14 protein-coding genes and 1 pseudogene are annotated in these 13,273 nt (G+C 66.7%); 9 read left to right on the top strand and 6 right to left on the bottom strand.

The window, feature by feature from the left end; all coding sequences use genetic code 11:
* Positions 1-44 precede the first annotated feature (44 nt).
* The 7 genes and pseudogenes from ACWDTF_RS06050 to ccsB all read left to right on the top strand — a co-directional run bounded on the left by ACWDTF_RS06050 (position 45) and on the right by ccsB (position 7,188).
* A pseudogene (locus ACWDTF_RS06050) lies at positions 45-896 on the top strand (SGNH/GDSL hydrolase family protein).
* A gap of 52 nt (positions 897-948) precedes the next feature.
* Entirely contained in the window at positions 949-2,283 is a 1,335-nt protein-coding gene (gene hemL, locus ACWDTF_RS06045; RefSeq protein ID WP_355278426.1) for a glutamate-1-semialdehyde 2,1-aminomutase, read from the top strand.
* Complete coding sequence (locus ACWDTF_RS06040) at positions 2,283-2,909, top strand: histidine phosphatase family protein (RefSeq protein WP_355278428.1); 627 nt, start codon at positions 2,283-2,285, stop codon at positions 2,907-2,909. Before hemL ends, ACWDTF_RS06040 begins: the two co-directional genes overlap by 1 nt.
* Before the next feature lie 31 nt (positions 2,910-2,940).
* Positions 2,941-3,570: a TlpA family protein disulfide reductase gene (locus ACWDTF_RS06035; RefSeq protein ID WP_240859586.1), complete on the top strand. Its 630-nt coding sequence runs from the start codon at positions 2,941-2,943 to the stop codon at positions 3,568-3,570.
* Complete coding sequence (locus ACWDTF_RS06030; protein ID WP_240859588.1) at positions 3,567-4,388, top strand: cytochrome c biogenesis CcdA family protein; 822 nt, start codon at positions 3,567-3,569, stop codon at positions 4,386-4,388. Before ACWDTF_RS06035 ends, ACWDTF_RS06030 begins: the two co-directional genes overlap by 4 nt.
* Complete coding sequence (resB, locus tag ACWDTF_RS06025; RefSeq protein WP_355278432.1) at positions 4,385-6,106, top strand: cytochrome c biogenesis protein ResB; 1,722 nt, start codon at positions 4,385-4,387, stop codon at positions 6,104-6,106. Before ACWDTF_RS06030 ends, resB begins: the two co-directional genes overlap by 4 nt.
* Before the next feature lie 44 nt (positions 6,107-6,150).
* Positions 6,151-7,188 carry a c-type cytochrome biogenesis protein CcsB gene (gene ccsB / locus ACWDTF_RS06020; protein WP_449754164.1) on the top strand — a complete coding sequence of 346 codons (1,038 nt, stop codon included), beginning with the start codon at positions 6,151-6,153 and terminating at the stop codon, positions 7,186-7,188.
* Between the two features lie 196 nt (positions 7,189-7,384).
* On the opposite strand, the gene ACWDTF_RS06015 is transcribed toward ccsB, so the two are convergent.
* The 3 genes from ACWDTF_RS06015 to ACWDTF_RS06005 all read right to left on the bottom strand — a co-directional run bounded on the left by ACWDTF_RS06015 (position 7,385) and on the right by ACWDTF_RS06005 (position 8,435).
* Entirely contained in the window at positions 7,385-7,852 is a 468-nt protein-coding gene (locus ACWDTF_RS06015) for a helix-turn-helix domain-containing protein (RefSeq protein ID WP_240859591.1), read from the bottom strand.
* Positions 7,853-7,991: 139 nt separating this feature from the next.
* Positions 7,992-8,201, bottom strand: coding sequence for a hypothetical protein (locus tag ACWDTF_RS06010; RefSeq protein ID WP_240859594.1), 210 nt, complete (start codon positions 8,199-8,201; stop codon positions 7,992-7,994).
* Positions 8,202-8,258: 57 nt separating this feature from the next.
* On the bottom strand, positions 8,259-8,435 hold the full coding sequence (locus tag ACWDTF_RS06005) for a BldC family transcriptional regulator (protein ID WP_240859709.1): 177 nt from the start codon (positions 8,433-8,435) through the stop codon (positions 8,259-8,261).
* A gap of 220 nt (positions 8,436-8,655) precedes the next feature.
* Here ACWDTF_RS06005 and ACWDTF_RS06000 point away from each other — a divergent pair, with 220 nt between their 5' ends.
* Both ACWDTF_RS06000 and ACWDTF_RS05995 read left to right on the top strand, forming a co-directional pair.
* Positions 8,656-8,985, top strand: coding sequence for a DUF4229 domain-containing protein (locus ACWDTF_RS06000; protein ID WP_240859595.1), 330 nt, complete (start codon positions 8,656-8,658; stop codon positions 8,983-8,985).
* 6 nt (positions 8,986-8,991) lie between these two features.
* Positions 8,992-10,113: a PLP-dependent cysteine synthase family protein gene (locus tag ACWDTF_RS05995; protein WP_449754117.1), complete on the top strand. Its 1,122-nt coding sequence runs from the start codon at positions 8,992-8,994 to the stop codon at positions 10,111-10,113.
* Positions 10,114-10,247: 134 nt separating this feature from the next.
* On the opposite strand, the gene ACWDTF_RS05990 is transcribed toward ACWDTF_RS05995, so the two are convergent.
* From ACWDTF_RS05990 to ACWDTF_RS05980, 3 genes are read right to left on the bottom strand one after another with little or no spacing between them, the layout of a single operon-like run.
* Entirely contained in the window at positions 10,248-11,042 is a 795-nt protein-coding gene (locus ACWDTF_RS05990) for an alpha/beta hydrolase (protein ID WP_433258095.1), read from the bottom strand.
* Complete coding sequence (locus ACWDTF_RS05985; protein WP_433258097.1) at positions 11,039-11,929, bottom strand: family 16 glycosylhydrolase; 891 nt, start codon at positions 11,927-11,929, stop codon at positions 11,039-11,041. The genes ACWDTF_RS05990 and ACWDTF_RS05985 overlap by 4 nt, the downstream gene beginning before the upstream one ends.
* Positions 11,926-13,272, bottom strand: coding sequence for a hypothetical protein (locus tag ACWDTF_RS05980; protein WP_449754116.1), 1,347 nt, complete (start codon positions 13,270-13,272; stop codon positions 11,926-11,928). Before ACWDTF_RS05980 ends, ACWDTF_RS05985 begins: the two co-directional genes overlap by 4 nt.
* Position 13,273: the final 1 nt, after the last annotated feature.

Here is a 13,273-nt window from a genome sequence, read left to right as displayed (position 1 = left end):
GTACGGTGGGGCTCGTGATTGCCCGTCGAAACTGGTCGGTCGCAATGGCGGTGCTGGTCAGCGCCGTGTGCGTCCTCGCCAGCTGCAGCACGACCGACAACGCGAGCTCCCCCAGCAGTACGACGAGCGTCATCGACACCACGATCGATCAGGTCAATCTGGGCGACAGTTACAGCGCGGGCACCGGGGTCAGCCCGCTCGCGGCAGGGTCGCCGTTCCTATGTCAGCGGTCGTCGCGGAACTTCGCTCAGATCCTCACCGAGCGGCAGCACTACCGGCTGACCGACGTCAGCTGCGCCGGCGCCGACACCGCGGACTTGGCGAACGCCCAATACGACGGCGTCCCAGCGCAATTCGATGCCGTGACACCCGACACCGACCTGGTCACCATGATGATCGGCGGCAACGACAACGACACGTACTCCGGTTCGATCCGCGCCTGCCGCGACGTCGCGTCCAGCGATCCGTCCGGCTCGCCGTGCCGCGACCGCTACGGCGATTCGCTGGAGAAGCCGATCCTCACCACGACCTATCCGAGCCTGCTGACGGCGCTCCGGCAGGTGCAGCAGAAGGCGCCACACGCCCGGGTCGTCATCGTCGGCTATCCGTAGATTCTTCCGGCGACGGGCGGCTGCTATCCGACCATGCGAGTCGCCGCCGGCGACGTTCCCTACCTGCGTCATCTGCAGGCAACTCTCAACGACGCGATCCGACGCGCGGCCGCCCAGACCGGCGCCACCTACGTCGACATGGAAGCGGTGTCCGAGGGGCACGACGCCTGCGCGGGAAGTCATCGCTGGATCGAGCCGATGACCAGGAGCGGGCCTGGTGCCGTGCACCCGAACGCGCGCGGGCAGCAAGCGATCGCCGACCAGGTTGCCAGGTCGCTGGCCTGAGAAGCACCTGAACGATTTGGGTCACCCGGTGCCGTTTGGAACACTGGAGGCCGTGACCCGCACCGCCCCGACCGCCGAGACGTCAGCCGCTCTGTTCGCGCGCGCCGGGAAGGTCATCCCGGGCGGGGTCAACTCCCCGGTCCGCGCGTTTTCCGCGGTCGGCGGGACACCCCGATTCATCGCCCGCGCGCAGGGCTGCCACCTCTACGACGCCGACGGCGCCGACTACGTTGACCTGGTCTCTTCATGGGGTCCGATGATCCTGGGCCACGCCCATCCGGCGGTCGTCGAGGCCGTAGCGCGCGCGGCGGTCGGTGGCCTGTCCTTCGGCGCCCCGACCGAGGCCGAGGTGGAACTGGCCGAGGAGATCATCGACCGCGTCGACCCCGTGCAACGTGTCCGGCTGGTCAACTCGGGCACCGAGGCCACCATGTCGGCCATCCGCCTCGCACGCGGATTCACCGGCCGCAGCAAGATCATCAAGTTCGCGGGCTGTTATCACGGTCACGCCGACGCCCTGCTCGCCGACGCGGGGTCGGGAGTCGCGACCCTCGGCCTGCCGACGTCGCCGGGCGTCACCGGCGCCACCGCCCACGACACCATCGTCCTGCCTTACAACGACCTGAAAGCCGTCGCCAAGGCCTTCGAGGAGTTCGGCGACGAGATCGCCGCGGTCATCACCGAGGCCGCCGCCGGCAACATGGGTGCGGTCGCGCCGCGTGACGGATTCAACGCCGGCCTGCGTGAACTGACCGCCCGGCACGGGGCGCTACTGATCATCGACGAGGTCATGACCGGATTCCGGGTGAGCCCCGCCGGCTGGTACGGCCTCGAAGGCGTCGCAGGCGACCTCTACACCTTCGGCAAGGTGATGAGCGGCGGGCTACCTGCCGCCGCATTCGGGGGTCGCGCCGACGTCATGGAACGCCTCGCGCCGACCGGTCCCGTCTATCAGGCGGGCACCCTGTCAGGGAACCCAGTGGCCGTGGCCGCCGGACTGGCGACCCTGCGCAACGCCGACGTCGACGTCTACGCCGCCCTCGACGCCAACGCCGACCGACTCGGTGAACTCTTCACCGGCGCCCTCACGTCTGCGGGGGTTTCCCACCGCGTGCAGCGTGCGGGCAGCCTGATCAGTATCTTCTTCACCGACGACCCCGACACCGAGATCGTCGACTACGCGGGCGTCAAGGCCACCGACACCTGGCGGTTCGCGCCGTTCTTCCACGCGCTCCTCGACCGGGGCGTGTACGCACCGCCGAGTGCCTTCGAGGCGTGGTTCGTCTCGGCCGCACTCGGCGACGACGCTTTTTCACGAATCGCCGACGCGCTTCCTGCCGCTGCCGAAGCGGCAGGCGCGGCCCGCCGACCGGGGGAGACCGACTGATGCACACGATCGTCCACATGATGCGCCACGGTGAGGTGCACAATCCCGACGGCATCCTCTACGGACGGCTGCCCGGATTCCGGCTGTCGACCACGGGCCGGGTGCAGGCCCGCAAAGTCGCCGACACCCTCGCCGACCACGACGTCACCGCCGTGTTCGCGTCGCCGCTGCAGCGTGCGCAGGAGACCGCGACACCGATCGCGGCCGCGCACGGACTGCCGATCTTCACCAACGACGACCTCATCGAGGCCGACAACGTCTTCGAGGGACTCAAGGTGTCCGTCGGCGACGGCGCGTTGTCGAAGCCGCGGCACTGGCCCAAGATGCGCGACCCGTTCACCCCGTCGTGGGGCGAGCCGTACATCCAGTTGGCCCACCGCATGCTCGCCGCCGCCAACAAGGCGCGCGACGCGGCCAAGGGCCACGAGGCCATCTGTGTCAGCCATCAGCTGCCCGTGTACACGCTGCGCCGCTTCCTGGAAGGCCAGCGACTCTGGCACGACCCGCGTCGTCGGCAGTGTTCGCTCGCGTCGCTGACCAGCCTGATCTACGAGGACGACGCGCTCGTCGACATCATCTATTCCGAACCGGCCGGGGCATCCGACCCGCTGGTGACCGGGGCCTGACCCGGAACAACAGCGAATGACGGCGGTTAAAGTGAGCAGTGTTCAGACCAGTCGGCGATACCGCCGCGTGGCGATCCTGGCTCTCCTGCTCGCCGCTGTCGTCGGCTTCGCCGGGGCGTGTAGCACCGGCGACGACGCGGTCGCGCAGGGTGACACCTTCCAATTCGTCTCGCCCGGCGGCAAAACCGTCATCACCTACGACCCCGACGACCGCAAGCCGATCGGCCCGGTCTCCGGCGAGGACCTCCTCACCGGGCAGCCACTGTCGATCACCGACCCGCGCTATGCCGGCAAGGTCGTGGTGATCAACGCGTGGGCGTCGTGGTGCGGTCCGTGCCGCGGCGAGTCCGACGACCTCGAGCAGGTCTACGAGCAGTTCAAAGCGCAGGGCGTCGACTTCCTCGGCCTCAACATGCGCGACGACCGGCAGTCCGCGCAGGACTTCGTCGGCGACCGCAAGGTCGGATATCCGTCGATCTACGACTACGCCGGAGCCACCGTCGGCGACCTCGGCATCCCGCTGCCGGTGCTGCCGGTGACCGTGGTCCTCGACCGGCAACACCGGCCGGCCGCGGTCTTCATCAAATCCATCACCGCCGAGGAACTCGGTGCCGCGGTGGCGCGAGTGGTCGCCGAGACCTCGGGTCCGGTGGCCGGATGACCACCCTCGCGCTGATGGCGGCGCAACCGCAGGCCGCGGTGGGGGAGAGCTTCCAGAACACCGTGCTCAGCGGACCGCTGCTCCTTGCGTTGGCCGCCTGCCTGGTGGCCGGCCTGGTCTCGTTCGCCTCGCCGTGCGTCGTGCCGCTCGTCCCGGGCTACCTGTCTTATCTCGCCGGGCTGGTCGGGGCGGAGGCCCCGGCGGTGACGGCCGACGAACCGGCCAAACGTGGACGGCATCGTGTGGCGATGGCGGCGGCAATGTTCGTCGCCGGGTTCACTGCCGTCTTCGTCATCGCTACCGCGAGCGTCTTCGGACTCACCCGCAGCTACGTCATCAATCATGATCTGCTGCAACGGGTTGGCGGAGTCATCACCATCGTGATGGGCCTCGTGTTCATCGGACTGGTCCCGATGATGCAGCGCGACTACCGATTCCATCCGCGACTCGTCTCCAACCTCGTGGGTGCACCACTGCTCGGCGCGGTGTTCGCGCTGGGCTGGACCCCGTGTCTGGGTCCGACGCTGAGCGCGATCGTGGTCACCGCGACCGGTACCGAGGGCGTGACCGCGGCCAAGGGTGTGGCGCTGATCGTCGCCTACTGCGCAGGATTGGGAATCCCGTTCGTGGTCTTGGCCTTTTCGTCGGCGTGGGCATTGCGCAGCATGGGGTGGCTGCGCCGGAATGCGCGCGCCATCCAGGTGTTCGGCGGGATCATGCTGATCCTGGTCGGTATCGCACTGGTGACCGGCCTGTGGGATCAGTTCACCGTCTGGGTTCGTGAGGCCTTCATCACCGACACGGAATTGCCGATATGACCGGCGTCGTCGAAACCACCACGCACGACGCGCCACCGCCGGACGCGCCGAAACCCGCTGCGTCCCGACCACACTGGATCAAGCGCCGCGTGCTGTGGCCGCTGCGCAACCTGTGGCGGTCGCTGACGTCGATGCGCACCGCTCTGGTGCTGCTGTTCCTGTTGGCGCTCGCGGCCATTCCCGGTGCGCTGCTGCCACAACGGGATCTCAACGAGCAGAAGACGGTGCAGTACATCGCCGATCACGGAACGCTCGGCGAGCTGATGGACCGCGTGCAGCTGTTCGAGGTCTTCTCCAGCACCTGGTTCACCGCGATCTATGTGCTGCTGTTCGTGTCGCTGGTGGGCTGCCTGACACCGCGCATGGTCGAACACTTCCACAACCTGCGCGCCAAACCGGTTGCCGCGCCGCGGAATCTGTCGCGGCTGCCGCGGCACGTCGAACACACCGTGGACGGCGACCCCGAGGAGATCGCGGCCCGGATCAACAGCAGGCTGCGCGGCTGGCGACGCACCGTGGTGGTGCGCGAACCGAGTGAGCGCTATCCCGACGGCGTGGTCGAGGTGTCGGCGGAGAAGGGCTACCTCCGCGAATTCGGCAACCTGGTCTTCCATTTCGCGTTGCTGGCCTTGCTGGTCGCGATCGCCGTCGGCAAGGTCTACGGCTACGAGGGCACCCGTACGCTCGTCGCCGACGGTGAGCAGGCGCTGTGCAACAACTCGACCGCCGTCTACGACTCGTTCCGCGCCGGCAGCCTCGTCGACGGAACCGACCTGACACCGTTCTGTTTCCGCATCGACAAGTTCTCCGCGACCTTCCTGCCCAGCGGTCAGCCCGACATGTACGACGCGACGATGCGCTACACCGAAGGGCCGCATCCTGGTCCGCCGTCGACCTGGCAGACCACGTCGGTGCGCGTCAACGAGCCGTTGCGCGTCGCCGGCGACCGCGTGTACGTCCTTGGCAACGGATTCGCCCCGACCTTCACCGTCACCTTCCCCAACGGGAAGAACCGGACCCAGACGGTGCCGTTCATCCCCGACGATCTGACGACCATGATGTCGTCGGGTGCCGTCCGCTTCGACACCCCCGCCGGCATGTACCCCGACGAGGATGTGCGCCGCAAGAACCAGATCGCCATCGAGGGTCTGTTCGCGCCGACCGCCACCTTCCACGGCACGCTGCTGCTCTCGGCGTCGCCCGTCCCCGACGACCCGTACGTCGCCATCCGCATCTACAAGGGCGACACCGGCCTGGACACCGGCCGCCCGCAGAACGCGTACGCACTCGACCAGAAACTCATCGACCAGGGACGCCTCGTCCGGCAGTCGCAGGTGAACCTCGCGTCCGGACAGAGCACCACGCTCGCCGACGGCACCGTCGTCCGCTTCGACGGCTACCAGCGGTGGGTGTCGGTGCAGGTGTCGCACGACCCGGCGCAGAACTGGGTGCTGGTCAGCGCAATCGTCATGCTCGGCGGGCTGTTGGTGTCGTTGCTGATTCGTCGTCGGCGCATCTGGGCGCGACTCGTGCCGGTCGCCGCAGACACTCCCGACGGACAGAGCGGCCGAGCACGACGTACTGTAGTAGAAATTGCCGGCCTGGCCCGCACGGATCAGGCCGGTTGGGGCGAGGGCTTCGACGAGCAGGCGTCGGCCCTGGTCACCGATGATCCGGAGAGCGCGCGCACGTCCCGACGCTCCCGGGGGCGGTTGTAGGCGAGCGGGAGAGGACGGCACTTGTGAGCAGTGCAGTTGAGCACATGGCGGCCACCGTCAACGGCGTACCGGTCGACGAGACGATGGCACGCTACTCCGACCTCCTCTTCGGTACCGCCATCACGATCTACGTGCTGGCCATGGCGATGTTCCTGGTGTCGTTGGCCGCGGTGCGCAGCCGCAAGCTGGCCGACAAGTCGCTGGTGGGCGCGGGTGTCGGCACCACGGAGACCGGCGCGCGCACCCCCGGCAAGCTCGAGCAGGCACCGCGTCGCAGCTTCGGCGACAAGCTCGGCAACATGGCCTACCCGGTCGTCATCGTCGGCCTGCTCGCGCACATCGGTTCCATCGTGGCGCGCGGCCTGGCCACCGACCGCGCCCCCTGGGGCAACATGTACGAGTTCATCTCGCTGACCTGCGCGGCCTGCGTGGTCGCCGGACTCGTGGTGCTGCGCAAACCCGAGCATCGCCCGCTGATCTCGTTCGTCCTGCTGCCGGTCACGCTGCTGATGTTCATCGGCGGCCGCTACCTCTACACCGACGCCGCACCCGTGGTCCCCGCGCTGAAGTCGTACTGGCTGGCCATCCACGTGTCGATCATCTCGATCTCGTCGGGCGTCCTGCTCGTCTCGGGCGTCGCCAGCGTGCTGTACCTGATCAAGATGCGCTGGGGCACACAGACCGCCGACGAGCCATACGACTCGCTGGTCGACGGCACCAGGATGAAAGGCTTCGGGGGAGCGGTTCGACGCGTCGTCGCGCACATCCCCAACGCCGATACCCTCGACCGCCTCGCCTACAAATGCGTCGTCTTCGGCTTCCCGCTGTTCGGTCTGGGCGTCATCTGCGGTGCCATCTGGGCCGAGTCCGCGTGGGGCCGTTTCTGGGGCTGGGACCCCAAGGAGACCGTCTCGTTCATCGCGTGGGTCATCTACGCGGCCTACCTGCACGCCCGCGCGACCGCCGGCTGGCGCAACACCGCCGCCGCCTGGATCAACGTCGCCGGCTTCGTCGCGCTGCTGTTCAACCTGTTCATCATCAACCTGGTCGTCTCGGGCCTGCACTCCTACCAGGGTCTCTGATCGGTCGCCACTTTGCTGGCTGGGGCGGCCTTTTCTGCTGGTTGAGTAGCGGCGAGCGAGCGCAGCGAGTCCGACGCGTATCGAAACCTCGTGAGTCAAGCGTATCGGTGACCACGGATTGCGGACATCTTCGCCTCACCGGGTTTCGATACGGCTCGCCCTATGGGGCTCGCCTACTCAACCAGCAGGAGGGGACTCAGCCAGCAGCTGACGACCCACCCGAATCCCGGTTCTCCACCACCTGCGCCCTGACCATCTTCAGCAGGTCGATCATGACGTCGATGGTGTCCGGGCACAGCGAGTTGAGATCGATCCCCGACAGATGCGTGCCGGTGACGGCGAGCATCTCGACGTAGTCCTGCTGTTGCCGGACGCGGTCGAGGTCTTCGTCGGGGTTGGCAAGAAAGTAGGTGACGCTGACCTCGAACGCCCGCGCGATGGCCTCGACCGTCCGGAACGACGGCGTGCGGGCCTTACCTGTGCGGAGCTGCGAGATGTAGGCGTCGGAGAGCGAGTAGCCGAGGGCGTTGGCCTTCTCGGCGATCTTCTTGCCTGTGTAGCGCACGCCGTTCTCATCACGGCTGTGCTCGAAGAGATGTGCCAGCTTCTCGGCGAAGCTGAGGTCGTCGTCGGACGCGGTTGCACCTGCCCGTCCCGGGTTCACCCTCGTCACCCCCTCGCGTGTCGGAAAATCAACCCTACCCCGAGGTATGGCGGTTGCACGCGATGACATTGCGGGAGGGTGTCGCAGGTGCGGAGTGGGTCAGATGATCAGCTGCCGGGGAGATGAGCTATCGAGGCGATCAGCTGTCATCACCGTCGGATCCGTTGGTGCCGCGGGTCTTGTTGTCGAGGTCGCGAAGGAAGTCTTGATCGTCGTCGGGGCCCAGCGGACCCCGCGTCGTCTTGGGGCCCGACGAGACGCCGCCGGTGCCCTCGCTTTGCGGGCCAAAGGCACGCCACAACAGGAAACCGATGGCGATGACACCGATCAGGGCGAACAGATAAGTCATGGCAACCTCCCGTAACCCAGAGTACGTGAGGGTGTCTCGTAACGCGCCAACTGTCGTTCAGTGAGTGCGGCGATTCAGCAGCGCGACGACGTCCTCTTCACGGAAGCGACGGTGGCCACCGGGGGTGCGGATGGAGCCGAGGATGCCCGAGGTCGCCCAGCGCGCCACGGTCTTGGGGTTGACGTTGAACATCGCTGCGACCTGGCCCGGGGTCAGCGTGTGCTGGCTGGCCATGCCCGGAGTGATGAACGCTGCGGCGGGTGCCGGATTGATGGTGGTCACGGATGTTCCCCTCTGTCAGCCGCACCCGAGTCCTCGGGCGTGATGGTTCATGAATACACGCAAATCGCCCAGGTACTCGAACCGTCAGCAGAAGGTAAAGAACCGGCAAAGAAGCCTGTGACCTGCGGACGCGCGGACCGCGGTCCGGAACGCGCCCAGTAGTCTGGTCGTCGTGAGTGCTGCCGAAGACAAGACCGACACCCCCTCCTCGGGCGAGCGTGCCACCGCCGGGTCGCTGGCCCTCGCGCTGGCCGCCTACACCCTGGCCCGACTCGCGTTGGTCGTGGTGGTGGCGGTTGTGATCGTGCTGGGCGCCCGGCTTGTCGACGTCGATGTGCCGCTCTACGTGGCCGCCGTTTTCGGTGTCCTGATCGCCCTGCCCCTGGGCATGGCCTTGTTCAAGGGACTTCGGCTCAAGGTGAACCGTCAGATCGACGCCATCGACCGGGATCGCAAGAAGCGGCACGACGACCTGCAGTCGCGCCTGCGCGGCAGCAAGTGACGCCTCGTGCAGCCCACCCGTGACATCGACCGTCGCGCCGACCGCTCCTGGGCCGACAACGCCGTCCGCCTCATCGAGGCCGACGCCCGACGCAGCGCCGACACCCACCTGCTGCGCGTCGAACTGCCGGAGTGGTCGCGGTGGCGCGACGGTGACGCCGAGGTCGGCATCGACCTCTACCTCAAGGACGAGAGCACCCACCCCACCGGTTCGCTCAAGCACCGGTTGGCGCGCTCCCTGTTCCTGTACGCAATCTGCAACGGCTGGATCACCGAGGGCACCCCCGTCATCGAGGCGTCGTCGGGGTCGACGGCGGTCAGCGAGGCGTACTTCGCCAAGCTGATCGGCGTTCCGTTCATCGCCGTGATGACGGCCGGGACGTCGCCTGCCAAGACCGCGCTGATCGAACGTGAGGGCGGCCAGTGCCACTTCGTCCAGCGTGCCGGCGAGGTCTATGCGGAGGCGTTGCGCCTGGAGGCAGAACGCGGCGGGCACTTCATCGACCAGTTCACGATGGCCGAACGCGCCACCGACTGGCGTGGCAACAACAACATCGCCGAGTCGATCTTCGCCCAGATGGCCGACGAAGAACATCCGATCCCCACCTGGATCGTGGTGGGCGCCGGCACCGGCGGCACCTCGGCAACCCTGGGCCGCTACCTGCGCTACCGCAGGCATCCGACGTGGCTGTGCGTCGTCGACCCGGAGAACTCGGTGTTCTTGCCCGCCTTCGAATCCGGCGACGGAGCACTGACGTCGGACGCCGGGTCGCGCATCGAGGGCATCGGCCGTCCGCGGGTGGAACCCTCCTTCGTCTCCCAGGTCATCGACCGCATGATCGGTGTGCCCGACGAAGCCTCGATCGCCACCGCCCGCTGCGTCACCAACCGCCTCGGCCGACGCGTCGGCGGCTCCACCGGCACCAACATGTGGGGCGCCTTCTCCCTGGTCGCCGAAATGGTCGCCCAACGACGCACCGGCAGCGTGGTCACCCTATTGTGCGATCCCGGAGATCGTTACAGCACAACCTATTTCGACGACTCCTGGCTGGCCGCCCAAGGCTTCGACCTCGGACCCGCCACCGCCGTGCTCGACGAGTTCTTGGCCACGGGTCGCTGGAGTGGCTGAATCCAACGCTGCCTGAGTCCTACCGCTGCCTGAGGTGCGACGAGCGCTAGCGAGGAGCCTCGAAGGCCTGGTGAGACGACAATGTAACCCCACCAATGTCTTCGAGGCTCGCACCTAGCCAGCGGAATGGGATCTCACCGCGACGCCCCTCCCACAAACGCGAGCGCATCATCGCCCTGGTAGCACGTCGGGTCTGCGTGATCCCCACGGCACTCGACGAGTTCGACGTCGGCCACCTTGCCGAACCTGATCGCGAAGGCGCGGGCGCCTGCGCCAGACGGGACGACGGTGTCGGTGGTGGAGTAGTAGAACCGGAACCGCTTGCCCGCGAACCGCTGTGGGTAGAAGGTGAGGGGATCGGCGCGATCGGGAACCGTACCGCCCCAGGCTGCCTCGATGAAATCCACCCCGCGCAGCGTCGGTGGGATTCCGGTGAGTGGCGAAATCCCGATGAGTCCGTTCACATTTCGATAGGCCGGCTCCGCCATCAGCCGCAAGGCGGCGACGGTGCCCATCGACTCCGACGCGAACTGTAGGCGTGTTGTGCCGTAGCGGGTTCGAGCTGCACCGATGAGTGCGCGGTACTCGCGCAGAGCTGCGTCGTTGCCGAAGGAGTTGCCGCCCGCATTGGCCGACACGATGACCCACCCATTGCGCATGAGCGGCTCCGCGAAGTGTCGCTGTCGTGGGTCGTGGTCGAATTCGGTTCCATCGGAATCCATTCCGTGGAACCAGACCAGGATTCCGGCCGGTTTGAGGTTCTCCTGGCGGTAGGCTCGCATGTTCGGGCCCAGTTCGTCGGTCACGATTCCGGCCGACAGGCCGGCGTCGGCGGAGGGCTTGGCGCCGCAGCCAGACACCAACGCCCACACGGCCAGTAGGATCACCATGACTGAGCCGACTCCGAGACTTCGCGTGGTAGCAGTCATGCGTACATCCTCACCCAGTCGATGGACATCGTTGCGGGCAGGGATGATTCGGCAACGGGTCCAGGCCATTCACCGCCCACCGCCAAGTTCAGGACCAGGAAGAACGGCTCGTCGAGCACCCACACCGACGACGGAGGTAAATCCCTGGGCTGCAACGTCATCACCTTGCGACCGTCGATGCCGTACTCGATCAGGCCCGGCTGGCGGTGGATCCAATATGTGTGGTAGTCGCCGGGGCCCGGGGCAGCGTCTGCGGCGATGTCGGTGTGCTTCTTCCACGGGAGTTTGACGGCGAGATCGGTCTGCGGTCCGAGTGCGCCCACCGAGACCTGGCGGTGCGAGTTCACCTGCTCGACGATGTCGATCTCACCGGCCTCCGGATATCCGACCACGTTCAACGACGAACCGAGCATCCAGATCGCGGGATGTAACCCCTGTCCTTCGGGCAGTCGCGCGCGCACCGCGAGCAGACCGCCGGAGGTGTCGAGTTTGCCGAGGGTGTCGATTCGGGCCGAGGTGATTCGTGTCCCGTCACGGCGCGCGGTGATCGTGAGATTCCCGTGGCCGTCGGTCGCTACATTGGCTGTCGATCCGGTATAGATCTGCCTTTCCTTGTTGCCCCATCCGCCGCCGCCGTTACGGATGTTCCACATGGTCGCCGACGGTGCCAGGCCGGCCGGACCATTGAAGTCGTCCGATGCCACGAGACCGAGATCGCTACGCATCCGCGTGAAGTCATCGGTCTGCTCACGGCCGTGCGCAGCGGCATCCAGCGATGTGCAGACGATGAGGAACGTGACGGCTATGCAACCGAACACGACCCAGGCCGACACGCCTCCGGTGCCTCGCGGATTCTGCAGGAGTGCGTGGAAGTATTTGCGGATCATGGTTCTCCGTGGTCGGCGTGACCCGATTCGAGAAGAGTCACGGGATCGTCGGTGGCCATCCGTAACGCTGTGTCGACGGATTCGGTGCTGTGATGCCGGAGGTTGAATGACGCGGATAGGTCGTAGTGATCGCGCATCTTCGGCATGAGGATGGCGATACCCCGTTCGTCGACTGGTTCGGTCAGGGCGCCGAATACGTGAGCGTCGAATCCGCCGATCCAATGACCGTCCGGCATGGTGTCGAGGCCGAGCAGATGACTGAACGACAGCACGGTGCCCACATCGGGGGTCATCGGCCCGGCCGGGCTTGCGCGAGCGCGCCTGCGTCGCAATGACATCCACTGACCGAAGGAACTCGCCAGCATTGCGGCCAGCGGGCGCCCCGAGGCGATCGCGGCAGACAGCTCGGTCTGTAGTGCATCTGGCGAATATGGCTGCGAGAAAGGAAGATTGATCCCGACGGCTGCGTTTCCGAGGTAGTTGCGGAGTCTCGTGTCGTAGCGTCGACCATCGACGACGACGTGTATGTGTGGCGCCAGCGGTATCTCCGCTGCGCGCATTGCGCGGGTCAACACCGCCATCAGGATCACCGCTCCAGAGCAGTGCGGTGCGTACACGTCGCGCCATCGGCGTATCTCGGTGAGGCGGTCGGCCGACAGCCTCGCAGAACGCGTGCACCACCGCGATTCGTCGGGATCGCCGGTGACTGGTGGTGATTCGTCGACCGGTCGCAGTTCGCCAAGGGGCGGCGCAGAGGGAGGTCGACGAACAGTCGCGCGCGTCAGTCCGACGAGAGCGCGCGGATGAGTGGCGACGTATCGCATCAGTGCGGTCACCAGGTGAGGCTCGATCTCGGGCGCCTGCGCCCACTGTGGGGTGACATCCCGTTTCCAGCTGGTGAGATACAGCCACAGTTGTACTACCATCACTCCGTCGAATACGGCATGCGGAATATCGGTGATGAAATAATCGCCCGCGATGTACACGCGAAGACCACTCGGCGTCGATAGAGACGCATGGAGTAACGCCAGCTTTTCCTGGATCGGTAGGTGGTCCGTACCGGGGAAGTCAACAGACCAATCGCGAACGGCTTGCGCGAGTCGGTTCGGATCGAGTGACCATTCGCAACCCGCGGCAGTACGCACGATGCCCAGGCGGTTGCCGCCCGAGATCCAAGCCATCCTGACCAATTCCGACGACAGGTCGGTGACCGGCGGAGTCGCCACCGGCCCCATCGCGACGATGACGCGTGATTCACCGCGTGCGAGGTCGAGGCGCGTAGGCGTGACACGTCGGACAGCGCTCGACGCCGAGGGCGAGATTCGCGTGCGCGTGCGTGTCATC

It is taken from the genome of Gordonia sp. NPDC003422, from assembly GCF_053588675.1.
This window is presented reverse-complemented; position numbering and strand designations above follow the sequence as displayed.